The 20,165-nt window shown below is 67.1% G+C and carries 30 protein-coding genes; 26 read left to right on the top strand and 4 right to left on the bottom strand.

The genetic code is table 11. The features are described 5' to 3' along the window. From AC3A6B_RS07610 to AC3A6B_RS07680, 15 genes are all read left to right on the top strand, one after another. On the top strand, positions 1–83 hold an 83-nt coding region (locus tag AC3A6B_RS07610; protein WP_487836420.1), incomplete at its 5' end, for an EF-Tu C-terminal domain-related protein. Positions 84–105: 22 nt separating this feature from the next. Next, complete coding sequence (gene rpsJ / locus AC3A6B_RS07615) at positions 106–420, top strand: 30S ribosomal protein S10 (RefSeq protein ID WP_028250951.1); 315 nt, start codon at positions 106–108, stop codon at positions 418–420. 127 nt (positions 421–547) lie between these two features. Further along, entirely contained in the window at positions 548–2,125 is a 1,578-nt protein-coding gene (locus tag AC3A6B_RS07620) for a hypothetical protein (protein WP_487836142.1), read from the top strand. An 11-nt stretch (positions 2,126–2,136) separates the two neighbouring features. Next, on the top strand, positions 2,137–2,646 hold the full coding sequence (locus tag AC3A6B_RS07625; RefSeq protein WP_487836143.1) for a hypothetical protein: 510 nt from the start codon (positions 2,137–2,139) through the stop codon (positions 2,644–2,646). A 182-nt stretch (positions 2,647–2,828) separates the two neighbouring features. Further along, complete coding sequence (gene rplC, locus AC3A6B_RS07630; protein ID WP_126838203.1) at positions 2,829–3,509, top strand: 50S ribosomal protein L3; 681 nt, start codon at positions 2,829–2,831, stop codon at positions 3,507–3,509. Continuing rightward, the gene (gene rplD / locus AC3A6B_RS07635; protein WP_126837984.1) at positions 3,510–4,130 is read left to right on the top strand and encodes a 50S ribosomal protein L4; all 621 of its coding nucleotides are present in this window, start codon (positions 3,510–3,512) and stop codon (positions 4,128–4,130) included. 5 nt (positions 4,131–4,135) lie between these two features. Then, positions 4,136–4,462, top strand: coding sequence for a 50S ribosomal protein L23 (gene rplW, locus AC3A6B_RS07640; RefSeq protein WP_185878941.1), 327 nt, complete (start codon positions 4,136–4,138; stop codon positions 4,460–4,462). Between the two features lie 2 nt (positions 4,463–4,464). After that, positions 4,465–5,289, top strand: coding sequence for a 50S ribosomal protein L2 (gene rplB / locus AC3A6B_RS07645; RefSeq protein ID WP_028250945.1), 825 nt, complete (start codon positions 4,465–4,467; stop codon positions 5,287–5,289). Between the two features lie 11 nt (positions 5,290–5,300). Further along, positions 5,301–5,579 carry a 30S ribosomal protein S19 gene (rpsS, locus tag AC3A6B_RS07650; protein WP_007838132.1) on the top strand — a complete coding sequence of 93 codons (279 nt, stop codon included), beginning with the start codon at positions 5,301–5,303 and terminating at the stop codon, positions 5,577–5,579. Positions 5,580–5,588: 9 nt separating this feature from the next. Next, a complete protein-coding gene (rplV, locus tag AC3A6B_RS07655; RefSeq protein ID WP_019657678.1) occupies positions 5,589–5,921 on the top strand; it encodes a 50S ribosomal protein L22 in 333 nt (110 codons plus the stop codon). A 15-nt stretch (positions 5,922–5,936) separates the two neighbouring features. Continuing rightward, positions 5,937–6,848, top strand: coding sequence for a 30S ribosomal protein S3 (gene rpsC / locus AC3A6B_RS07660; protein ID WP_487836144.1), 912 nt, complete (start codon positions 5,937–5,939; stop codon positions 6,846–6,848). 28 nt (positions 6,849–6,876) lie between these two features. Next, positions 6,877–7,293, top strand: coding sequence for a 50S ribosomal protein L16 (gene rplP, locus AC3A6B_RS07665; protein ID WP_028250943.1), 417 nt, complete (start codon positions 6,877–6,879; stop codon positions 7,291–7,293). Between the two features lie 15 nt (positions 7,294–7,308). Then, positions 7,309–7,566, top strand: coding sequence for a 50S ribosomal protein L29 (gene rpmC, locus AC3A6B_RS07670; protein ID WP_436295015.1), 258 nt, complete (start codon positions 7,309–7,311; stop codon positions 7,564–7,566). 9 nt (positions 7,567–7,575) lie between these two features. Further along, the gene (gene rpsQ / locus AC3A6B_RS07675; protein ID WP_093104757.1) at positions 7,576–7,845 is read left to right on the top strand and encodes a 30S ribosomal protein S17; all 270 of its coding nucleotides are present in this window, start codon (positions 7,576–7,578) and stop codon (positions 7,843–7,845) included. A gap of 70 nt (positions 7,846–7,915) precedes the next feature. Continuing rightward, positions 7,916–8,422: a redoxin family protein gene (locus tag AC3A6B_RS07680; protein ID WP_487836145.1), complete on the top strand. Its 507-nt coding sequence runs from the start codon at positions 7,916–7,918 to the stop codon at positions 8,420–8,422. Positions 8,423–8,443: 21 nt separating this feature from the next. Here AC3A6B_RS07680 and AC3A6B_RS07685 read toward each other — a convergent pair whose 3' ends face one another. Together AC3A6B_RS07685 and AC3A6B_RS07690 are read right to left on the bottom strand one after the other, a co-directional pair. After that, complete coding sequence (locus AC3A6B_RS07685; RefSeq protein ID WP_487836146.1) at positions 8,444–9,025, bottom strand: GNAT family N-acetyltransferase; 582 nt, start codon at positions 9,023–9,025, stop codon at positions 8,444–8,446. Beyond that, positions 9,022–9,735 (bottom strand): cytochrome b/b6 domain-containing protein, encoded by a 714-nt coding sequence (locus tag AC3A6B_RS07690; RefSeq protein WP_487836147.1) that lies wholly within the window; start codon positions 9,733–9,735, stop codon positions 9,022–9,024. The genes AC3A6B_RS07685 and AC3A6B_RS07690 overlap by 4 nt, the downstream gene beginning before the upstream one ends. Positions 9,736–9,887: 152 nt before the next feature. On the opposite strand from AC3A6B_RS07690, the gene AC3A6B_RS07695 reads away from it, so the two are divergent. After that, positions 9,888–10,328 (top strand): c-type cytochrome, encoded by a 441-nt coding sequence (locus AC3A6B_RS07695; protein ID WP_487836148.1) that lies wholly within the window; start codon positions 9,888–9,890, stop codon positions 10,326–10,328. A 9-nt stretch (positions 10,329–10,337) separates the two neighbouring features. Here AC3A6B_RS07695 and AC3A6B_RS07700 read toward each other — a convergent pair whose 3' ends face one another. Next, entirely contained in the window at positions 10,338–10,835 is a 498-nt protein-coding gene (locus tag AC3A6B_RS07700) for a TlpA disulfide reductase family protein (protein WP_487836149.1), read from the bottom strand. A gap of 13 nt (positions 10,836–10,848) precedes the next feature. Between AC3A6B_RS07700 and AC3A6B_RS07705 the strand changes: the two genes are divergently transcribed. From AC3A6B_RS07705 to AC3A6B_RS07750, 10 genes are all read left to right on the top strand, one after another. Continuing rightward, positions 10,849–11,553, top strand: coding sequence for a DUF4197 domain-containing protein (locus tag AC3A6B_RS07705; RefSeq protein WP_487836150.1), 705 nt, complete (start codon positions 10,849–10,851; stop codon positions 11,551–11,553). A gap of 43 nt (positions 11,554–11,596) precedes the next feature. After that, positions 11,597–12,127 (top strand): hypothetical protein, encoded by a 531-nt coding sequence (locus AC3A6B_RS07710; RefSeq protein ID WP_487836151.1) that lies wholly within the window; start codon positions 11,597–11,599, stop codon positions 12,125–12,127. Next, positions 12,124–13,383 carry an MFS transporter gene (locus tag AC3A6B_RS07715; RefSeq protein WP_487836152.1) on the top strand — a complete coding sequence of 420 codons (1,260 nt, stop codon included), beginning with the start codon at positions 12,124–12,126 and terminating at the stop codon, positions 13,381–13,383. Before AC3A6B_RS07710 ends, AC3A6B_RS07715 begins: the two co-directional genes overlap by 4 nt. Further along, positions 13,380–13,835: a PTS sugar transporter subunit IIA gene (locus AC3A6B_RS07720; RefSeq protein ID WP_214696586.1), complete on the top strand. Its 456-nt coding sequence runs from the start codon at positions 13,380–13,382 to the stop codon at positions 13,833–13,835. Before AC3A6B_RS07715 ends, AC3A6B_RS07720 begins: the two co-directional genes overlap by 4 nt. Further along, the gene (locus tag AC3A6B_RS07725) at positions 13,804–14,073 is read left to right on the top strand and encodes an HPr family phosphocarrier protein (RefSeq protein ID WP_086919635.1); all 270 of its coding nucleotides are present in this window, start codon (positions 13,804–13,806) and stop codon (positions 14,071–14,073) included. The genes AC3A6B_RS07720 and AC3A6B_RS07725 overlap by 32 nt, the downstream gene beginning before the upstream one ends. A 147-nt stretch (positions 14,074–14,220) precedes the next feature. Then, on the top strand, positions 14,221–16,014 hold the full coding sequence (gene ptsP, locus AC3A6B_RS07730) for a phosphoenolpyruvate--protein phosphotransferase (RefSeq protein WP_487836153.1): 1,794 nt from the start codon (positions 14,221–14,223) through the stop codon (positions 16,012–16,014). Between the two features lie 181 nt (positions 16,015–16,195). Continuing rightward, on the top strand, positions 16,196–16,660 hold the full coding sequence (locus AC3A6B_RS07735) for a Spy/CpxP family protein refolding chaperone (protein ID WP_487836154.1): 465 nt from the start codon (positions 16,196–16,198) through the stop codon (positions 16,658–16,660). After that, the gene (locus tag AC3A6B_RS07740; protein WP_487836155.1) at positions 16,653–17,123 is read left to right on the top strand and encodes a DUF4260 domain-containing protein; all 471 of its coding nucleotides are present in this window, start codon (positions 16,653–16,655) and stop codon (positions 17,121–17,123) included. Before AC3A6B_RS07735 ends, AC3A6B_RS07740 begins: the two co-directional genes overlap by 8 nt. Before the next feature lie 67 nt (positions 17,124–17,190). Further along, positions 17,191–17,877 carry a response regulator transcription factor gene (locus tag AC3A6B_RS07745; protein WP_487836156.1) on the top strand — a complete coding sequence of 229 codons (687 nt, stop codon included), beginning with the start codon at positions 17,191–17,193 and terminating at the stop codon, positions 17,875–17,877. Then, entirely contained in the window at positions 17,874–19,172 is a 1,299-nt protein-coding gene (locus AC3A6B_RS07750; protein WP_487836157.1) for a HAMP domain-containing sensor histidine kinase, read from the top strand. Before AC3A6B_RS07745 ends, AC3A6B_RS07750 begins: the two co-directional genes overlap by 4 nt. Here the strand turns inward: AC3A6B_RS07750 and AC3A6B_RS07755 are convergent. Beyond that, positions 19,147–20,103 carry an AraC-like ligand-binding domain-containing protein gene (locus tag AC3A6B_RS07755; protein ID WP_487836158.1) on the bottom strand — a complete coding sequence of 319 codons (957 nt, stop codon included), beginning with the start codon at positions 20,101–20,103 and terminating at the stop codon, positions 19,147–19,149. The genes AC3A6B_RS07750 and AC3A6B_RS07755 overlap by 26 nt on opposite strands. Positions 20,104–20,165: the final 62 nt, after the last annotated feature.

Raw genomic sequence — 20,165 nt, forward strand, 5'->3', positions numbered from 1 at the left:
TGGAAGAAGGCCTGCGCTTCGCGATCCGCGAAGGCGGCCGCACCGTGGGTTCGGGCGTGGTGGCGAAGATCCTCGACATCTGATCGAGCGCACAAAGGAATCACCATGGCCACCAAGCAAAAAATCCGCATCCGCCTGAAGGCGTTCGACTACAAGCTGATCGACCAGTCGGCCGCCGAAATCGTGGACACCGCCAAGCGCACCGGCGCGATCGTCAAGGGCCCCGTGCCCCTGCCGACCCGCATGAAGCGTTTCGACATCCTGCGTTCGCCGCACGTCAACAAGACGAGCCGCGACCAGTTCGAGATCCGCACGCACCAGCGCCTGATGGACATCGTCGACCCGACCGACAAGACCGTGGACGCGCTGATGAAGCTCGACCTGCCGGCCGGCGTGGACGTCGAGATCAAGCTTCAATAAGCAACTTCGGTTACTTCGCCAAAGCCCGCCTGCAGAAATGCCGGCGGGTTTTGTTTTTTTACACTTGGCTGTGGCATTCTCCGGGTGGGCGGCGATTGGCCGGGACGTGAACGCTCAGAGGGCGAAGATGAAGACTAGAACATGGCTCTTGCGGGCCTTTGCGGTGGCTGTCGCGGTGGTGCTTGGCGCATGTGGCGGCGGAGGCGGGGGCGGCGGCTTTCCGATCACGGGGCTGCCAGGCGCGACGACCGTCACGCTGAACGGCACCGCTACTTTCGATTCGGTGCCGAATGCGACGGGGACGCTGAACTATTCGGCCGTCACGGTCAAGCCGGTTCGCGGCGCTGTGGTCGAAGTGGTCAACGGCGCTTCGGCGGTCGTGGCGACGGCGAGCACCGACGCCAACGGCGCCTATTCCGTTTCGGTTCCCGCGAATACGTCCGTCATGGTGCGTGTCAAGGCCCAGATGCTGCAAACCGGCTCGGGCGCGAGCTGGGACGTCACTGTCCGCGACAACACCCAGTCCGATGCAATCTACGCGATGGAAACGCCCGCGTTTTCCACCGCCGCCGTGGGCACGCTCACGCGCAATGTTCATGCGCCCTCCGGCTGGGATGGCGCGAGCTACGCATCGACCCGCGTCGCCGGGCCTTTCGCACTACTCGACACGATCTATACGACCCAGGCCAAGGTTCTCTCGGTGGCGCCGAACACGGCCTTTCCGCTGCTGCGGGTGTTCTGGAGCGTCAACAACGTGCCGGCGTCCGGCAATCCGGCGCTGGGACAGATCGGAACGACCTTCTTCACCAACAGAAGCACGGGCCGCGCCATCTACGTGCTGGGCAAGGAGAACGTCGATACCGACGAATACGACGCGCCTGTAGTGGCGCACGAGTGGGGCCATTACTACCAGTCGGCCTTCAGCCGGGACGATTCTCCCGGTGGCAGCCATTCTCTGAGCGAGCTTCTCGATCGGCGGCTGGCGTTTTCGGAAGGCTGGGGCAATGCCTGGTCGGGCATCGCGCTGGGACGCAGCAACTACACCGATTCCACCGGCCCGAGCCAGGCGCAGGGGGGCAACCTCAACCTGGCCGCAGGTGCGCCGTCCAATCCAGGCTGGTTCCGCGAGGCTTCGATCCATTCGATTCTGTGGAACCTGAACAACCAGGTCGGCTTCAAGCCGATTCACGACACCCTGACCGGACCCTTCAAGAACGGCGTGGCGGTTACCTCCATTCATCCGTTCACTGCAGCTTTCAACGTTGCGGCACCGGGAAGCGCTGCTGCCCTGACCACATTGCTCGTCGGCCAAAACATCAGTGCCGCGCCGAACGATCCTTTCGGCACTTCGGAAACGGTCAACAACGGCGGCGTTCCGGAGGCCTTGCCGATGTACCAGCCGGCGAGCGTTGGCGGCAGTACTTCTGCATGTGTGACCAACAGGGCCGGGGCAGGCAACAAGCTGGGCAGCTACGTCTACCTGCGGTTTACCGCGCCAGCGGGCAATCACCCCATCACGGTCACAGGGCCTCCCGCCGCGGATCCGGATTTCGTCGTTTACGCGGGACGCCAAATCGCCGAGGCCGACGGCCTGGGTGCGAGCGAAACCGCCACTGTCAGCCTGCCGGGCGGCGAGGCCGTTCTGGTCTTGAACGACTTCAACAACTCGTCGGCGAACACATGTTTCACCGTCACCATCAATTGAGGAGCGCATCCATGCGTGCAAACCGCAGCTTGGCAGCCATCGTCGTCGCATCGCTGGCGATGGGCGTGTCCTTGCAAGCCTGCGCCGACAGCAAGCCGGAGCGCAGCGCGCCCAAGATGACCGCGGCGCCGGCCAAATCGAACGGCTCCGGCGTTTCAGTCCAGTACCGCGTCGACGGCATCCCGCAGGCCGGGGTTGCCCTTCCAGTCGTGTTGAGCTTCGACGGCATCACCGATCCCGCCGGCGCCTCCGTTCGCCTGACGGCCGAGGGCGGCCTGTCGCTGAGCGGCGCCGGGGGAACGCAGGCGCTGTCCGCCGGCCAGCCGACGACATTGACGGTCCAGGTCGTGCCTGGCGCCGAAGGCGTCGGCTATCTCCACGTGTTCACGACCCAGCGCGGCGCCACCAGCGCCACCTCGGTCCCCGTGCAGGTGGGCAAGGCCGCTTCCGCCATGCCCACGAGCGACACCCTCAAGCAGACGCCGGACGGCGACAAGATCCGGCCGATGCCGGTGAAATAGAGCGCGCTGCGCCTTCCCTTTCGGCCGCTTGCTCTTGCGGCCATCCGCGGGCTATAATCTTCGGCTCTGCCTAACTTGCGCCTTTTGGGTGCTGGCTGCGCAGAGCTTTATTAACCTTCTTCCGCATACCAAACGCTGTCGCCAATTGAAGTGGCAGCGGCGGGAGTTTTGGAGAAAAACCAATGAGTCTGAGCAACTCCCTCGGGTTGCTGGGCCGCAAGGTGGGGATGATGCGTCTCTTCACCGATGACGGGGATGCAGTTCCCGTCACGGTGGTGGATGTGTCGAACAACCGCGTGACCCAGATCAAAACCCAAGAGACCGATGGCTACGTCGCACTGCAAGTGACGTTCGGCTCGCGCAAGGCATCGCGCGTCACCAAGCCCGAAGCAGGCCACCTCGCCAAGGCTGGCGTCGAAGCCGGCGAAATCATCCAGGAATTCCGCGTGACCGCCGATACGGCAGGTCAGCACAAGGCCGGCGGCGTGATTGCCGCGGCCAGCGTGTTTGCGGTTGGCCAGAAGGTCGACGTGCAAGGCACTTCGATCGGCAAGGGCTACGCCGGCACCATCAAGCGCCACAACATGAGCTCGCAGCGGGCGTCGCACGGCAACAGCCGTTCGCACAACGTTCCCGGCTCCATCGGCATGGCGCAGGATCCCGGTCGCGTGTTTCCGGGCAAGCGCATGACGGGCCACCTGGGCGACGTCACCGTGACGACCCAGAACCTCGACGTCATCCGTATCGACGAAGCGCGCCAGCTGCTTCTGATCAAGGGCGCGATCCCGGGCTCCAAGGGTGGCTTCGTCACCGTGCGTCCGGCCGTCAAGGCCAAGCCGCAAGCGGCTGAAGGAGCGAAGTAAATGCAACTCGAACTCCTGAACGAACAAGGCCAGGCCGCGTCGAAGTACGACGCCCCCGAGACCGTGTTCGGCCGTGACTACAACGAAGACCTGGTCCACCAGATCGTCGTCGCATTCCAGGCCAACGCCCGCCAAGGCACGCGCGCCCAGAAGGACCGCGAGCAGGTCAAGCACTCGACCAAGAAGCCTTTCAAGCAAAAGGGAACGGGCCGCGCCCGCGCCGGTATGACTTCCTCGCCGCTGTGGCGTGGGGGCGGCCGGATTTTCCCGAACATGCCCGACGAAAACTTCTCGCAGAAGATCAACAAGAAGATGTACCGCGCCGGCATGGCCGCCATCTTCTCGCAGCTCGCTCGCGAAGGCCGCCTGGCCGTGGTCGATTCGATCAAGGTCGACTCGCCCAAGACCAAGCCGCTGGCCGCCAAGTTCAAGGCGATGAATCTCGAGTCCGTGCTCGTGATCGCCGAGGAAGTCGACGAGAACCTGTACCTGGCCTCGCGCAACCTGGTGAACGTGCTCGTCGTCGAGCCGCGTTACGCCGACCCGGTGTCGCTGGTCCACTACAAGAAGGTGCTGGTCACCAAGGGCGCCGTCGACAAGCTCAAGGAGATGTTCGCATGAGCCGCATGAACCCGACTCCGCAGCAGCGTCAGTTCGACGAAGGTCGTCTGATGAGCGTTCTGGTCGCCCCGATCGTGTCCGAAAAGGCCACGATGGTCGGCGAGAAGTCGAACGCAGTCACTTTCAAGGTGTTGCAGGACGCCACCAAGCCCGAGATCAAGGCCGCCGTCGAACTGATGTTCAAGGTCGAGGTCCAGGGCGTGTCGGTGCTCAACACCAAGGGCAAGACCAAGCGCTTCGGCAAGTCCGTCGGCCGCCGCGACAACGTTCGCAAGGCCTATGTGACCCTGAAGGCCGGTCAAGAGCTCAACCTCGTTGGGGAAGGCGCTTAATCATGGCCGTCATCAAGATGAAACCCACTTCGCCGGGCCAACGCGGCGCGGTGAAGATCTCGCGGGACCACCTGTACAAGGGTGCGCCGCACGCTGCCCTGCTGGAACCCCAGTTCCAGAAGGCCGGGCGCAACAACAACGGTCACATCACGACCCGTCACAAGGGCGGTGGCCACAAGCACCACTACCGCGTGGTGGACTTCGTGCGCAACAAGGACGGCATCCCGGCCAAGGTCGAACGCATCGAGTACGACCCGAATCGCACCGCCCACATCGCGCTCGTGTGCTACGCCGACGGCGAGCGCCGCTACATCATCGCCCCGCGCGGTCTGGAAGCCGGTGCAACGCTGCTCTCCGGTTCGGAAGCCCCGATCCGCGCCGGCAACACGCTGCCGATCCGCAACATTCCCGTGGGTTCGACGATCCACTGCATCGAACTGCAGCCCGGCAAGGGCGCGCAGATCGCCCGCTCGGCCGGTACCTCGGCCACGCTGCTGGCCCGCGAAGGCGTCTACGCCCAGGTCCGCATGCGCTCGGGTGAAGTTCGCCGCGTGCACGTCGAGTGCCGCGCGACCATCGGTGAAGTCGCCAACGAAGAACACAGCCTGCGCCAGCTCGGCAAGGCCGGTGTGAAGCGCTGGATGGGTATCCGCCCGACCGTTCGCGGCGTGGTGATGAACCCGGTCGACCACCCGCACGGCGGCGGCGAAGGCAAGACCGGCGAAGGCCGCCATCCTGTCGATCCGTGGGGCAATCTCACCAAGGGTTATCGCACCCGCAACAACAAGCGCACGCAGGTCTTCATCGTGTCGCGTCGCAAGAAGTAAGGGACAGCACAATGACTCGCTCTCTCAAAAAGGGTCCGTTCGTCGATCACCACCTGGTGGCCAAGGCCGACAAGGCCGTGACGACCAAGGACAAGAAGCCGATCAAGACCTGGTCGCGCCGTTCGATGGTTCTGCCCGAGTTCATCGGTCTGACCATTGCCGTGCACAACGGCAAGCAGCACGTGCCTGTCTACATCACCGACCAGATGGTCGGCCACAAGCTCGGCGAATTTGCGCTCACGCGCACGTTCAAGGGGCACCCCGCGGACAAGAAAGTCCAGAAGAAGTAAGGAACGACCATGTCTGAAACACGTGCAGTCCTCCGCGGCGTCCGCCTCTCGGTCGACAAGGGCCGTCTGGTCGCCGACCTGATCCGCGGCAAGAAGGTCGATCAAGCGCTCAACATCCTGCAGTTCACGCAGAAGAAGGCCGCTGTGATCGTGAAGAAGGTGCTCGAGTCGGCCATCGCCAACGCCGAGCACAACGACGGTGCCGACATCGACGAACTGAAGGTCAAGACCATCTACGTCGAGCAAGGCGCCACGCTCAAGCGCTTCACCGCGCGCGCCAAGGGTCGCGGCAATCGCATCAGCAAGCCGACGTGCCATGTGTACGTGACGGTCGGCAACTAAGAGGCTGGAAGAAATATGGGACAGAAAATCCACCCTACCGGCTTCCGCCTCGCGGTCAGCCGTAACTGGTCCAGCCGCTGGTACGCAAGCAATCGCGACTTCGCCGGCATGCTGGCCGAAGACATCAAGGTGCGCGAGTACCTGAAGAAGAAGCTCAAGAACGCGTCCGTTTCGCGCGTGCTGATCGAGCGTCCCGCCAAGAACGCGCGCATCACGATCTACTCGGCACGTCCGGGCGTCGTGATCGGCAAGAAGGGCGAGGACATCGAGAACCTCAAGCGCGAGCTCGGCAAGCAGCTGGGCGTGCCGGTCGCAGTGAACATCGAGGAAGTGCGCAAGCCCGAAATCGATGCGCAGCTGATCGCCGACAGCATCACGCAGCAGCTCGAGAAGCGGATCATGTTCCGCCGCGCCATGAAGCGCGCCATGCAGAACGCCATGCGTCTGGGTGCCCAGGGCATCAAGATCATGTCGGCCGGCCGCCTGAACGGCATCGAAATCGCCCGCACCGAGTGGTACCGCGAAGGTCGCGTGCCGCTTCACACGCTGCGCGCTGACATCGACTACGGCACCTCGGAAGCCAAGACCACCTACGGCGTCATCGGCGTCAAGGTCTGGGTCTACAAGGGCGACACGCTGGGTCGCAACGACCTGCCGGCCGTCGAAACGCCGCGTCCCGAAGAAGAGCGCCGCCCGCGTGGTCCGCGCCGCGATGGCCGCCCCGGTTCCGACCGCCGCGGCCCCGGCCCGCGCGCCGGTGCCCGTGGTCCGATCGGCGGCAACGTCGCTCCGGCCGACGGCAGCGACAAGCCCGCAGAAGCCACTGGTGGTGCTCCGGCAGCACCGGGTGCAGACTCGAAACCCGCCGTTAAGCGCGTGCGCAAGCCCGCGCCAGCTGCAGCAGCTGACGGTGCCAAGAACGAGTGATCGTTCTTAGATCCACGGAGTAACAAACATGCTGCAACCTGCACGCAGAAAGTTCCGCAAGGAACAAAAGGGCCGCAACACCGGCATCGCGACCCGCGGCAACGCGGTGTCCTTCGGTGACTTCGGCCTGAAGTCGATCGACCGCGGCCGCCTGACGGCGCGCCAGATCGAAGCCGCTCGTCGCGCGATCTCGCGCCACGTCAAGCGCGGTGGCCGCATCTGGATTCGTGTGTTCCCCGACAAGCCGATCTCCCACAAGCCCGCCGAAGTGCGGATGGGTAACGGCAAGGGTAACCCCGAGTACTACGTCGCCGAAATCCAGCCTGGCAAGGTGATCTACGAGATCGTCGGCGTGCCCGAAGAACTCGCCCGCGAAGCGTTCCGCCTGGCTGCCGCCAAGCTGCCGCTGCGCACCACCTTCGTCGCGCGCCAGCTCGGCGCCTGATCGAGGAGAACACTGATGGCAACACGTAAGAAGAAGGACGCCGCGGCCACGCCGGCCAAGGTGTCGAAGGCGCAAGCGCTGCGCGACAAGGACGTCGCCGGCCTGCAGACCGAAATCAAGGATCTGCAGAAGGCCCATTTCGGCCTGCGCATGCAGAAGGCTACGCAACAACTGTCGAACACGTCGACGCTGCGCGTCACGCGCCGCGACATCGCTCGTGCCAAGACCATTCTTGCGCAGAAGCAGCAGCAAGAAACCCAAGCCGCCAAGTAAGGAGTGAACATGACGGAAGCTAAAAAATCCCTCAAGCGCACCTTGATCGGCAAGGTGGTCAGCGACAAGCGCGAGAAGACCGTGACCGTGCTGGTCGAGCGTCGTGTGAAGCACGAGCTCTACGGCAAGATCGTGGCCAAGACGAGCAAGTACCACGCCCACGACGAAAAGGGCGAGTACAAGATGGGCGACACCATCGAGATCACCGAAAGCCGGCCGATCTCGAAGTCGAAGAACTGGGTCGTGACCCGCCTGGTCGAAAAGGCCGTGCTGGTCTGATCCCGGCGACGCAGCCAAAGCAAAAGCGGCCCACAATGTGGGCCGTTTTTCTTTTTCAGGAGCAGATCCCATGATCAAAGTCGGCGACACCCTTCCTCCCGCGACCCTGCAGGAATATTCAGAGGTCGAAGGCGAGGGTTGCAGCATCGGGCCGAACCCGGTCGACGTCACCAAGGCGGCCGCAGGCAAGACCATCGCGCTGTTCGCTCTGCCCGGCGCCTTCACGCCGACCTGCTCGGCCAAGCATGTGCCGGGTTATGTGCAGCACTTCGATGACTTCAAGTCGGCCGGCGTGGACGAGATCTGGTGCGTGAGCGTCAACGATGCCTTCGTCATGGGCGCCTGGGCGCGCGACCAGAAGACCGGCACCAAGGTGCGCATGCTGGCCGACGGCAGCGGCGCGTTCGCGAATGCGACCGGCCTCACCTTGGACCTGACGGCGCGCGGCATGGGCGTGCGCAGCAATCGCTATTCGATGCTGGTGAAGGACGGCAAGGTGGCGACGCTCAATGTTGAAGCGCCGGGCAAGTTCGAGGTCAGCGACGCCGACACGCTGCTGGCCCAGGCGCGCGGCTGAGCGTAGGGGCGTTAACAAGCCCTAGAGATCCACCTTGAGGTAGTGCGACCCGGCGATCGGGTTGTGATAGTAGGGCGGGACCTCTTCGAAGCCCAGGTCTTCGTAGAGGGCGCGCGCCGATTCCATGTCGTCCAGCGTGTCCAGCAGCACGCAGGCATAGCCCGCGCCGCGTGCTGCGTCCAGGATGGCTTCGGCCAGCTGGCGGCCGAGCCCCAGGCCGCGGAAGGCGGGCCGCACGTAGAGCCGCTTCATTTCGGCCGCGTTCGGATAATCCGTCGTGTCCAGGGGGCGCAGAGCGCAACAGCCGGCGACGTGGGCCAGGCCGCCCTGCGGCCGTTGAATCAGCGGCACATCGGCCATCGCGGCGGCGTCCTTGATATCGACCAGCGCCAGCAGCAGCGCGCCGCGCGGCTCCGCGTAGTCTCCGGGCAGGTTCGCGAGCTCCGCGTCGAAGTTCTGAAAGCAGAGGTCGATGTCCAGCGACGCCGCGTAGTCCTTGAAGATCGCGCGCGTCGCCTCGATCTCCTGCCGTTCGTCGGGCGTGATCAGCACGATGGCCGGCGTATCGGCCAGCGGCAGGGGACGTGAAGCCGAGAAGCTCATGCTCTCAACGACGCGATCCAGGCCGCAAAGGCCGCGCACGCCGCAAACACCATCAGGGCCAGCAGCCGCGAGGCGGCATCGTCGCGGCTCGGCGCAGCGCTGCCGTCCGTCACCAGCTTGTCGCCCGAGATCATCGACCGCACCAGGCGGCGGCGCTTGACGAGCACGTAGTAGAGCACCGCCAGCACATGCAGGCCGGCCAGCGCCATCACGAACCATTTGCCCGGGGCGGTGTGCCAGCCCGTGGCCAGGCTCACCGTCGCGCCGGAGACGAAGCGCGTGAGCGGGCCGGACGCGGTGATCTCGTCGTCGGCCATCAGGCCGCTCGCCACCTGCAGGGCCAGGATCGCGAGCAGCGCGAAAACCGAGAATGCGCCGAGCGGGGTATGGCCGATGAGGTGGTCCGGATGAGCGCGCCCCCGCAGGTAGTTCATGAGAGAGCCGGGCGAATAGACGAAGGCGGCGAAGCGCGACCAACGCCCGCCGATGAAGCCCCAGACCAGGCGGAACAGCAGCAGCGAAAGCACCGTGTAGCCCCCGCGGAAGTGCCACTCCATGATGCCGGCGAAGCCGGTCACGAGCTGGCTGATCACCGCCGCCGTGAGCGCCCAGTGAAACACGCGCGTCGGCAGGTCCCAGACCCGCGTACGGGTCGCGCTGGCGTCACCCAGGCTCGCGCGGCGCGTGCTGGGCTCGAGGGTGTCGGACATCGGGAGGACGGGGGGCGCGAGGCTGCGGGAAGCGCAGATTAGCAAAGTCGCGGCCGCCGCGCCTTCGGGTTGTCTCTATGCACCGCGCTCGACCAGCCCCGGACACTTGGCACGGTGCCGGCCCCGCGGCGCTGTCTAACAAGGAAAACACGATGAATCGCCTTGCCTCGTTCACCCTGGCAGCGGCCGGCGCAGCCCTTTGCCTGCCTGCGATCGCCCAGTTTGCCAAAAAAGAAGACGCCATCAAGTATCGCCAGAGCGCGATGTTCATCCAGAACCAGCACGTGGCCCGCCTGGGCGCCATGGCCAGCGGTCGCGCACCGTTTGACGCGGCGGCAGCCGCCGCCAATGCCCAGGTGGTGGCCGAGATTTCCAAGCTGCCCTGGGCCGGATTCGGCTCCGGGACCGAGGGCGGCAAGGCCAAGCCGGAAATCTGGAAGGAGCAGGCGAAATTCAAGGAGCTCAGCGAGAAGCTGATGGCCGAGACCAGCAAGCTGCCAGCCGCTGCCGGCAACCTGGATACGCTCAAGGCCGCGATGGCATCGGTGGGCGACACGTGCAAGTCGTGTCACGACACTTTCCGCAAGGACTGATCAGGCCGCTCAGGCCTCGGCCAGCAGCTTCTCGATCAGCTTGTGCAGCTCGGCGAAGTCGGGTTCGCCCACATAGCGCTTCACGATCTCGCCGCGCTTGTTGACGATATAGGTAGTCGGCGTGAGCTTCACGTCGCCCCAGGCCTGCGCCACCGCGCCGGTGTTGTCGATCGCCACCTTGAACGGCAGCTTGCGCGTCTCGACGAAGTTGACCACGTAGCTCGGCGGGTCGTAGCTCATGGCCACCGCCAGCGTGTCATAGCCCCGGCCCTTGTACTTGTCGTAGGTGGCGATCACCTTGGGCATCTCGGCCACGCAGGTGACGCAGCTGGTGGCCCAGAAATTGACCAGCGTGACCTTGCCCTTAAGATCGTCCGTGCTCTTCTTGCTGCCGTCGAGCAGCACGAAGGTCGACGCCGGCGCCGCCGACACCCCCGTATTCAGATACACGCCCACGCCGACGGCCAGGGCGATCGCGACGGCGGCGGCGTAGATGATTTTTTTCATGGGAGAACAATGGATGGACCGCCGAGATTTTAGTTCCGCCTTCCTCGCCGCGCCCGCCGCCCTGGCATTGCTGGCGATGCGGCAGGCTCATGCGCTGACGATCGACGACCTCAGCGCCGGCGACGCCTCGAAGGGGCTCAAGGCCGCGCTCGAAAAAGGCGCCACCGCAGCCGTCAGTCTGCTGGGGCGCCAGGACGGCTTTCTGGGCAATCCCAAGGTCCGCATTCCGCTGCCCGGCTACCTCGAAGACGCGGGCAAGATGCTGCGCATGGTGGGCCAGGGCAGCCGCATCGACGAGCTCGTGACCGCGATGAACCGTGCCGCCGAGCAGGCGGTCCCCGCGGCCAAGGACCTGCTGGTGAATGCGGTGCGCACCATGAGCGTGGCCGATGCCAAGGGCATCCTGGTCGGCGGCGACACCTCGGTCACCCAGTTCTTCGCCGGCAAGACCCGCGCGCCGCTCACCGAACGATTCCTGCCCGTCGTGACCTACGCGACCGTCAAGGTCAAGCTGGCCGAGAAGTACAACAGCCTTGCCGGCAAGGCAGCCGGCTACGGGCTGGTGAAAAAGGAAGACGCCAACATCCAGCGCTATGTGACCGGCAAGTCGCTGGACGGCCTCTACCTGATGATCGGCGAGGAAGAGCGCAAGATCCGGCAGGACCCGGTCGCAAGCGGCAGCGCCATTTTGCAGAAGGTGTTCGGCGCATTGCGTTAGTCCCGAGCCGAAGGGGAGGGCGCCGCTCGATAATCGCGTTTCGATGCCCTTTCCGCTCCGTCCCCGATTCGCGGCGCTCGCGCTGGCCGCTGCAGCCCTCGGCGCTTGCAGTCCCGTCTTCAATTGGCGCGAAATGCCGATCGCGGACGATGGCTTGATCGCGCTCCTGCCCTGCAAGGCCGACCGGGCGACACGCATGCTGCCGCTCGGTACCGAGCTGATCAGCGTCAACGTGACAGGTTGCGAGGCCGGCGGCGCCACCTTTGCCGTCGCCCATGCCGCGGCCAGCGACGCGGCGCAGGCCGAAGCCTGGATGCGCGCCTGGCGCGCGGCAACGCGCACGCAGCTGGGCAGCGCCCCGGTTGCCGAGACGCCGGTCGTGCTGGCCCGCGCCGCCGACTCGCCCGGGCCCGTGCGGCTCGATACCCAGCCCGGCGCCAGCGCGCCGACCCACGTGCTCTGGTTCGCCCAGCAGCGCGCCGGAAAGGTGGCGCTCTACCAGGCGACCGTGCTCGGCAAGCCTTCCTCGACCGAGGCGCTCGCGATCTTCTTCGAGGGCTTGCGTCTTCCATGAGCGGCGCCCTGGCGGGCCGCGGCCGGATCGCGGCGGTCTTCCTGGCCTTCGCTTTCGCCTACTTTCTCTCGACGCTGGTGCGGGCCATCACCGCCACGCTGTCGCCCACGCTGACGGCGGAGTTCTCGCTCCATTCGCGCGACCTCGGGCTGCTCGCGGGCGGCTATTTCCTCGGCTTCGCGTTCACGCAGCTGCCCATGGGCAGCTGGCTCGATCGGCATGGCCCCAAGCGCGTGATCCTCTCGTTCCTGTCGGTGGCGGTTGCCGGCTGCCTGCTGTTCTCGATGGCGACGCAGTTCTGGCTGCTGCTGGCGGCGCGCGTCCTCACCGGCGTGGGCGTCAGCGCCTGCCTGATGGCGCCGCTGACCGGCTACCGCCGCTGGTTCGACCCGGCGCTGCAGCTGCGCAGCAACTCCTGGATGCTGATGGTCGGCTCGCTCGGCCTGGTCGCCGCCACGCTGCCGGTGCAGTGGCTGATGCCGCTGGTCGGCTGGCGGCCACTTTTCTGGCTGCTCGCGGCCGGCGTGCTGGTCTCGATGCTGCTGATCGCCTGGGCGGCGCCGGCCTGGGACAACGCCGCCCGCGCTGCGAACGTTCAGGAAGTCGCGACTCCTCGCCGGGGTGCCGGCTACGCCGCCGTATGGCGCGACCCATTCTTCCGCAAGCTCATGCCGATCGGCTTCTTCAACTACGGCGGCTTCGTCGCCATGCTGACGCTCTGGGTCGTGCCCTGGCTCACGCGTGTCGCCGGCTATGAGCCGGCGCAGGCCGCGGATGCACTGTTCTGGATCAGCATCGCGATGCTCGCCACCTACTGGCTCTGGGGCGCCGCCAACCCGTGGCTGGCGCGCCGGGGCGTCGCCGCGGCCCGGCTGATCGGCTGGGGCCTGCCGCTCGCCATGCTGGCGCTCGCCGCCATCCTGGTGCTCGGCGCTGCAGCGGGCACCCTGGCCTGGGCGATCTACCTCTGCAGCTCGACCGTGGTGGCGCTGGCACAGCCCGCGGTCGCAATGGCCCTGCCCGCCACGCTGGCAGGGCGCGCCCTGTCGGCGTACAACCTGGTGGTGTTTCTCGGCGTTTTCGTGGTTCAGTGGGGCGTTGGCCTCCTGATCGACCTGTTCGGTCGTGCCGGCTTCGACACGGTGGGCGCCTTTCGTGGCGCGCTGGGCCTGTTTCTGGGATGCTGTTTGTTGTCTTATTTCTACTTCCTGTGGGCGCCCCCGCATAATCGACAGGCAGCCTTCGGACCCGCATGAACAGCATCTTCATCATCGCCCACTCGCCGCTCGCCCAGGCGCTGCGGCAGTGCGCGCTGCATGTGTTCCCCGACAGCGAGACCTCGGTCGTCGCGCTCGACGTGCTGCCCAACGTGTCGCCGGACGAAACCCTGGCGGCGGCGCGCATCACGCTGGCCCAGCTGCAGCGCGCGCCGCGCTCGCAGGTGCTGGTGCTGGCCGACGTGTTCGGAGCCACGCCCTGCAACGTGGCGCAGAAGCTGGTCGACGGCGTGCGTTCGCGCCTCGTGGCCGGCGTCAACCTGCCGATGCTGCTGCGCGCCGTGAGCTACCGCAACGAGCCGCTCGAGACCCTGGTGCAGCGCGCGCTCACCGGCGGTACCGCGGGCGTGATGCAGGTGGCGGTGGCGGCACCCCAGAATCAGGCAAGAAGAAAGCACAGTGATCAAGACATCCGTGACCATCAGCAATAAGCTGGGGCTGCATGCACGCGCCTCGGCCAAACTCACCAAGCTCGCCGGAAGCTATCCGTGCGAGGTCTGGCTCTCGCGCGGCGATCGCCGCGTCAATGCCAAGAGCATCATGGGCGTGATGATGCTGGCAGCGGGTATCGGCGTGACGGTGGAAATCGAAACCAACGGCGAACGGGAGCAGGAAGCGCTTGACGCGATCGTCGCGTTGATGAACGACAAATTCGGAGAAGGCGAATAGAGATGGCTCACCCCGAGGCTTTCTCACTTCGTGTAGACGCCAACCCCCTTCCAGGGGGCGATGCCAGTGGCCCGGCAAAGCCGGTTCCACGGCATCTCCCGCCTGCGATCCGCGCGCTGCCTGCGCCCTTGTCCTGAAGGCTCGCCCATGACCTTTGCTGTCCATGGCCTGCCAGTAGCGCGTGGCATTGCCATCGGCCGCGCCGTCCTCGTGGTCTCGAGCCGCATCGACGTGGCGCACTATTTCATCAAGCCCGAGGAAGTCGAGACCGAGATCGACCGCGTGCGCACCGCGCGCAACGCGGTGGCCGAGGAACTGCAGAAGCTGCAGGCCAGCGTCGCGCTGATGGGGCCGAACGACGCGCCGCACGAACTCGCGGCGCTGCTCGAGGTGCACCAGATGCTGCTGCAGGACGAGGTGCTCACCGGCGGCGTCAAGCACTGGATCGTGGAGCGCCTCTACAACGCCGAATGGGCGCTCACGACGCAGCTCGAAGTGATCGCGCGCCAGTTCGACGAGATGGAGGACGAATATCTGCGCGAACGCAAGGCCGACCTCGAACAGGTGGTCGAACGGCTGCTGCACCGCATGAAGGGCACCGCCGCGGTTCTGGCGCCGACCCCGCCGCGCCGCAAGCGCAGGACCGAGGACGACGACGCCGATCCGACCGCCAACGACGCCATCGACGCCCCGCTGGTGCTGATCGCGCACGATCTCTCGCCGGCCGACATGCTGCAGTTCAAGAAGAGCGTGTTCGCCGGCTTCGTGACCGACGTCGGCGGCCGCACCTCGCACACCGCGATCGTCGCGCGCAGCATGGACATCCCAGCCGTGGTCGGCGCGCGCAGCGCGAGCCAGCTGGTGCGGCAGGACGACTGGGTCATCATCGACGGCGATTCCGGCGTGGTGATCGTCGACCCCTCGCCGATCATCCTGGCCGATTACGGCTTCAAGCAGCGCCAGAACGACCTGGAGCGCGGGCGGCTTTCGCGCCTGCGCCACAAGCCTGCCGTCACGCTCGACGGCCAGCGCGTCGACCTGCTGGCCAACATCGAGATGCCAGAGGACACCCTCGGTGCCGTCAAGGCCGGCGCCGTCGGCGTCGGCCTGTTCCGCAGCGAGTTCCTGTTCATGGGCCGCGAAGCCCAGCGCCTCACGCGGCTGCCCGACGAGGACGAGCAGTACCAGGCCTACAAGCGCGCGGTCGAGGGCATGCAGGGCATGCCGGTCACGATCCGCACCATCGACGTCGGCGCCGACAAGCCGCTGGACGGCAAGTCGGTGCGCGACGACGGCCACCTGAATCCGGCGCTGGGCCTGCGCGCGATCCGCTGGAGCCTGGCCGACCCCGCCATGTTCCTGACCCAGCTGCGCGCCATCCTGCGCGCTGCCGCGCACGGCGAGATCCATCTCCTGATCCCCATGCTCGCGCACGCGAGCGAGATCCGCCAGACGCTCTCGCTGATCGACTTCGCGCGCGCCGAGCTCGACAACCGCGGCGTGGTGCACGGCAACGTGAAGCTCGGCGCCATGATCGAGATTCCGGCCGCCGCGCTCACGCTCAAGACTTTCCTGAAGTACTTCGACTTCCTGTCGATCGGCACCAATGACCTGATCCAGTACACGCTGGCCATCGACCGCGCCGACGAATCGGTGGCGCACCTCTACGACCCGGCCCATCCCGCGGTACTGCGCCTGGTGGCCGAGACCATCGCCGAGTGCCGGCGCCAGGGCAAGGGCGTGAGCGTGTGCGGCGAGATGGCGGGCGACGTCATGTTCACGCGGCTCCTGCTGGGCATGGGGCTGCGCAGCTTCTCGATGCACCCGTCGCAGATCCTGGCCGTCAAGCAGGAGGTGCTGCGCGCCGACACGAGCAAGCTCGAGGCCTGGGCGCAGCAGGTGCTCGAGGCCGAGGAACCGGGCGCCGCGCTCATCAGGTAACACCTTCGTGCTGTGCACTACGGTGCGAGCCCCTTCGGGCGGCCGGGCGGGGCTCATGTCCGCCCCACTGCCGAAATAAAACGAAACACGGCGAAACCGGCGCGAAAGGACTTCGCGGCGGCGCCATCGCACCATCGAGTCTTCCTGATCGACGTCCGATCAGTCCAAAAGGAAGACTCTGATGAAACCCTGGTTCAAACGTTCACTTTTCGGTGTGGCCGGCGCGGCGCTGGTCGCGGGCAGCCTGGTCGGCTGCGGTCATCGCCACGGCTGGAGCGGTGCTTCCGAGCAGGACCGCGCCGAGTTCCGTGCCAGGATGGTCGAGCGCGTCGGCAGCAGGCTCGATCTCGATGCCGCGCAGAAGCAGAAGCTCGCGGTGCTGAGCGAGAAAATCCAGGCTCAGCGTGCAGCGCTGCGCGGCGGCGGCGATCCGCGCGCCGAGTTCCGTGCCCTGTTCGCCGGCGCCAAGCTCGACCAGGAGCGCGCGAAGAAGCTGGTGGAAGACAAGACCGCCGCCATCCAGGCCGGCAGCCCCGAAGTGATCACGGCCGCGGCTGACTTCTTCGACAACCTGAACCCGGCGCAGCAGCAGAAGGTGCGCGAGTTCATGGAGCGCGGCGGCCGCCGCTGGGGCCGTCATGGCTGAAGCCTCTGCGCCGCGCTTCGTGGCGTCGCGGGTGCCGAGCGCGCCCTGGGCCCGGCAGGCCCCGGTCGAAGGCTCGTCGTCCGGCGCCACGCTGGGCGGCGTGCGCATCGTGCTGCGCCTCGAGGGCTTCGTCGTGCTCGCGGCGGCCGTGGCCGCCTACACCCAACTGGGCGCGGGCTGGGGCGCCTTCGCCATGCTGTTCCTGCTGCCCGACCTGTCCTTCCTTGGCTACCTCGGCGGGCCGCGCGCGGGCGCCATCGCCTACAACACTGCGCATTCGTACGTCGGGCCGGTCGCGCTGCTGACGCTCGGCTTCGTCGGCGACATGCCTGCCGCGCTCGCCCTCGGGCTGATCTGGTGCGCACACATCGGCTTCGACCGCGCGCTCGGCTACGGACTCAAGTACGGCAGCGAGTTCGGCGCCACGCACCTCGGGCGCATCGGTCGCACCGACCCGTGGTGAGCTCTGCCATCCGATGCCGGCCGGCCTGATCTGCAGCCTTGTGTTCGCCGGTATGCACAATCGTGGAATGCCCCGCATCCTGCTGATCGATGACGACGAGCATCTCGCCGCGCCGCTGGCCAGCTACTTCGCGCGCTTCGACTGCGCGCTCGAGAGCGCCACGCGGCCGAGCGAAGGCCTCGCCAAGCTGCGCGCCGGCCGCTACGACGCCGCCATCCTCGACGTGATGCTGCCCGAGATGGACGGCTTTGCGCTGTGCCGCGAGATCCGCAAGGAGAGCGACATCCCGATCGTCATGCTGACCGCGCGCGGCGAGGTGATGGACCGCGTGGTGGGCCTCGAGCTCGGCGCCGACGACTACCTGCCCAAGCCCTTCGAGCCGCGCGAGCTGGTGGCGCGCGTGCAGACCATCCTGCGCCGACAGCGCGCGCCGGCGCCGGCAGCGGCCACGCAGCGCCGCGTGTTCGAAGGCCTGTCGATCGATCTCGACAAGCGCGAGGTGCTGCGCCAGGGCGAGCGGGTGGAACTGACCGGCACCGAGTTCGAACTGCTGGCGCTGCTGGCCGACCAGCCCGGCAAGGTCTGGAGCCGCGACGACATCCTCAACCGCCTGCGCGGCCACGAGGCCGACCTCTACACGCGCGCGGTCGACATCGTCGTGAGCCGGCTGCGCAAGAAGCTGGAGCCGCTGGACTGCATCAAGACCCTGCGCAACGCGGGCTACACGCTCGCCGTCGGCAAGGGCCGGCCGTGAGGCGAAGGCACGGCACGCCGCGCCAGTGGGGCCACCGCTGGCGCCATTCGCTGCGGCTGCGGCTGATCACCGTGTTCGTGCTGCTCGCGATGGCGATGGCGGCCGTGTTCCTGGGCGGCATGCAGCGTGCCTTCTCCAGCGGCTGGCGCGAGGCGGCGCAGCCGCTGGTGGCCGACTACATGGACCGGTTGGTGGCCGAGCTCGGCACGCCGCCCGATGTGGCGCGCGCCGAGGCGATGGTGACGCGGCTGCCGATCTCGATCCGCATCGAAGGCCCGCGAGTCAACTGGGAGTCGCATCCCCAGCGCCGGCAGCGCGGCTTCGGCCCGCGCGGCAACAGCGACTGGCTCACGCGCAGCACCGCCGACGGCCACCGCGTGAGCTTCGGCCTCGGCACCCTGCCATGGCAGCGCGAGCCGCACGGCATCGGCTGGTTCACGCTGGCGCTGCTGCTGGGCCTGATCGTGCTCGCGTACGTCTATGTGCGCAGGCTGCTGCGGCCGCTCGACGACATCCGCGCCGGCGCCGAGCGCTTCGGCCGCGGCGCCTTCGACCAGCCGATCCCGCTGCGCCGGCGCGACGAGCTGGGCGACCTGGCCCAGCGCATCAACACCATGGCGCACGACATCCATGCCATGCTCGACGCCAAGCGCGCGCTGCTGCTGGCGCTGAGCCACGAGCTGCGCTCGCCGCTGACGCGCGCGCGCCTCAACGCCGAGCTGCTGCCGGCCACGCCCGAAGGCGAGACCGAGCGCGCGGCGCTCCTGCGCGACCTGGCCGAGATGCGCGACCTGATCAGCGACCTGCTCGAAAGCGAGCGCCTCGCCAGTCCGCATGCGGCGCTGCAGCGCGAGCCGGTGGATCTCGCGGCGCTGCTGCGCGAGCTGGTGGCCGAACATCCCGAGGGTGGGCACGTCGTGCTGGAACTTGCAGAAAGACTGCCGGTGCTGCCGCTGGACCGCCTGCGCATCCGTCTCCTGGTGCGCAACCTGCTCGACAACGCGCTGCGCTACGGCGCCGAAGCCGCGGAGCCGCCGCACATCGCGCTGCGCGCGGCGGGGCAGGGCGGCATCGAACTGGAGGTGCGCGATTTCGGGCCTGGCGTCGAGCCGGCGCAGCTCGAGCGCCTGACCGAACCCTTCTACCGCACCGACAGCGCCCGCCAGCGCGCCACCGGCGGCGTCGGTCTCGGCATGTACCTGTGCCGCCTGGTGGCCGAAGCGCATGGCGGCACGCTTCGCGTGCGCAATGCACAGCCGGGCCTGGCGGTCAGCGCCGTGCTGCCTGGCGCCTGAACTCGCTCGGGCTGCCGCCGGTGTGTTCGCGGAACACGCGGCTGAAATGCGAGAGATTGGAGAAGCCCGAGGCCAGCGCGATGTCGGTGATCGGCCGCGCCGCGTTCACCGGATCCACCAGGTCGCGGATGCAGCAGGCCAGGCGCTGGTGCAGGATGTAGCCGGCCAGCGTGTCCTCGTCGCCGGCAAAGGCGTTGTGCAGATGGCGCTTGCTGCAGCGCAGCGCCTGCGCGATGCCGTCGATCGACAGAGAAGGGTCGCGCAGATGCTGTGCCACATGCTGGCGGATGCGGTCCTTCAGCGCCTCGCGCTGGGTGCGCGGCGTCTCCTGGCCGGCCAGCTCCATCAGCGACAGCCGCACCAGCTGGATGATCAGCTCGCCGGCGCCGCGCGCCGCCGCTTCGCTCATGTAGGGCAGCTCGAGGTAGGTGTTGCGCATGGTCTCCAGCGCCACGCGCGAGATGCCGCTCGCGCCGCCGACGCGGCGCGCCACCAGCTCGCCCAGCGGCAGCTCGGGCACCGCCAGCTGGTCCTTGGGCAGCATCACGATCAGGTGGTCGCTGCGCTCCGGGTTGGCCACCGTGTAGTCGGCGGTGGTGTCGTAGAGCGTCCAGCCGCCGGTGCGTACCGAGGCCTCGCGGCCGCGCTGCGTCACCGCGGCCGAGCCCTGCCAGGGCGCGACGATCTTGAGGTAGGCCGCTTCGCTGCTGCGCGCCATCTGCGGCGTGCGCAGCACGCGGTGCCGGTTGGCTTCCAGCCGCGTGAGGATCACGTCGCCGGCATGCGAGGCCGCGATGTGGCCGTCGAATTCGCTGTCGCCGTAGAGCTCGGAATCGAGGCCGCCGAAATGGCGCCAGACCCATTCGCGCCAGACCGGCGCGCGCTCGCGCGGCGGGACTTCGTCGGTCGACAGCAGGAGCGATGCGGTCATGCGCCTATTGTCTGGTGGGCTGCGGCTGGCGGGCTTTGCGGGTTAACCACTAGCGGCGTGCG

This window comes from Variovorax sp. Soil_C_33, from assembly GCF_057656935.1.

What these genes read in the sequence shown, in the direction of transcription:
- rpsJ (WP_028250951.1), top strand. Translation starts at nt 106, where the DNA reads ATGGCCACCAAGCAAAAAATCCGCATCCGCCTGAAGGCGTTCGACTAC.
- AC3A6B_RS07620 (WP_487836142.1), top strand. Translation starts at nt 548, where the DNA reads ATGAAGACTAGAACATGGCTCTTGCGGGCCTTTGCGGTGGCTGTCGCG.
- AC3A6B_RS07625 (WP_487836143.1), top strand. Translation starts at nt 2,137, where the DNA reads ATGCGTGCAAACCGCAGCTTGGCAGCCATCGTCGTCGCATCGCTGGCG.
- rplC (WP_126838203.1), top strand. Translation starts at nt 2,829, where the DNA reads ATGAGTCTGAGCAACTCCCTCGGGTTGCTGGGCCGCAAGGTGGGGATG.
- rplD (WP_126837984.1), top strand. Translation starts at nt 3,510, where the DNA reads ATGCAACTCGAACTCCTGAACGAACAAGGCCAGGCCGCGTCGAAGTAC.
- rplW (WP_185878941.1), top strand. Translation starts at nt 4,136, where the DNA reads ATGAACCCGACTCCGCAGCAGCGTCAGTTCGACGAAGGTCGTCTGATG.
- rplB (WP_028250945.1), top strand. Translation starts at nt 4,465, where the DNA reads ATGGCCGTCATCAAGATGAAACCCACTTCGCCGGGCCAACGCGGCGCG.
- rpsS (WP_007838132.1), top strand. Translation starts at nt 5,301, where the DNA reads ATGACTCGCTCTCTCAAAAAGGGTCCGTTCGTCGATCACCACCTGGTG.
- rplV (WP_019657678.1), top strand. Translation starts at nt 5,589, where the DNA reads ATGTCTGAAACACGTGCAGTCCTCCGCGGCGTCCGCCTCTCGGTCGAC.
- rpsC (WP_487836144.1), top strand. Translation starts at nt 5,937, where the DNA reads ATGGGACAGAAAATCCACCCTACCGGCTTCCGCCTCGCGGTCAGCCGT.
- rplP (WP_028250943.1), top strand. Translation starts at nt 6,877, where the DNA reads ATGCTGCAACCTGCACGCAGAAAGTTCCGCAAGGAACAAAAGGGCCGC.
- rpmC (WP_436295015.1), top strand. Translation starts at nt 7,309, where the DNA reads ATGGCAACACGTAAGAAGAAGGACGCCGCGGCCACGCCGGCCAAGGTG.
- rpsQ (WP_093104757.1), top strand. Translation starts at nt 7,576, where the DNA reads ATGACGGAAGCTAAAAAATCCCTCAAGCGCACCTTGATCGGCAAGGTG.
- AC3A6B_RS07680 (WP_487836145.1), top strand. Translation starts at nt 7,916, where the DNA reads ATGATCAAAGTCGGCGACACCCTTCCTCCCGCGACCCTGCAGGAATAT.
- AC3A6B_RS07685 (WP_487836146.1), bottom strand. Translation starts at nt 9,025, where the DNA reads ATGAGCTTCTCGGCTTCACGTCCCCTGCCGCTGGCCGATACGCCGGCC.
- AC3A6B_RS07690 (WP_487836147.1), bottom strand. Translation starts at nt 9,735, where the DNA reads ATGTCCGACACCCTCGAGCCCAGCACGCGCCGCGCGAGCCTGGGTGAC.
- AC3A6B_RS07695 (WP_487836148.1), top strand. Translation starts at nt 9,888, where the DNA reads ATGAATCGCCTTGCCTCGTTCACCCTGGCAGCGGCCGGCGCAGCCCTT.
- AC3A6B_RS07700 (WP_487836149.1), bottom strand. Translation starts at nt 10,835, where the DNA reads ATGAAAAAAATCATCTACGCCGCCGCCGTCGCGATCGCCCTGGCCGTC.
- AC3A6B_RS07705 (WP_487836150.1), top strand. Translation starts at nt 10,849, where the DNA reads ATGGACCGCCGAGATTTTAGTTCCGCCTTCCTCGCCGCGCCCGCCGCC.
- AC3A6B_RS07710 (WP_487836151.1), top strand. Translation starts at nt 11,597, where the DNA reads ATGCCCTTTCCGCTCCGTCCCCGATTCGCGGCGCTCGCGCTGGCCGCT.
- AC3A6B_RS07715 (WP_487836152.1), top strand. Translation starts at nt 12,124, where the DNA reads ATGAGCGGCGCCCTGGCGGGCCGCGGCCGGATCGCGGCGGTCTTCCTG.
- AC3A6B_RS07720 (WP_214696586.1), top strand. Translation starts at nt 13,380, where the DNA reads ATGAACAGCATCTTCATCATCGCCCACTCGCCGCTCGCCCAGGCGCTG.
- ptsP (WP_487836153.1), top strand. Translation starts at nt 14,221, where the DNA reads ATGACCTTTGCTGTCCATGGCCTGCCAGTAGCGCGTGGCATTGCCATC.
- AC3A6B_RS07735 (WP_487836154.1), top strand. Translation starts at nt 16,196, where the DNA reads ATGAAACCCTGGTTCAAACGTTCACTTTTCGGTGTGGCCGGCGCGGCG.
- AC3A6B_RS07740 (WP_487836155.1), top strand. Translation starts at nt 16,653, where the DNA reads ATGGCTGAAGCCTCTGCGCCGCGCTTCGTGGCGTCGCGGGTGCCGAGC.
- AC3A6B_RS07745 (WP_487836156.1), top strand. Translation starts at nt 17,191, where the DNA reads ATGCCCCGCATCCTGCTGATCGATGACGACGAGCATCTCGCCGCGCCG.
- AC3A6B_RS07755 (WP_487836158.1), bottom strand. Translation starts at nt 20,103, where the DNA reads ATGACCGCATCGCTCCTGCTGTCGACCGACGAAGTCCCGCCGCGCGAG.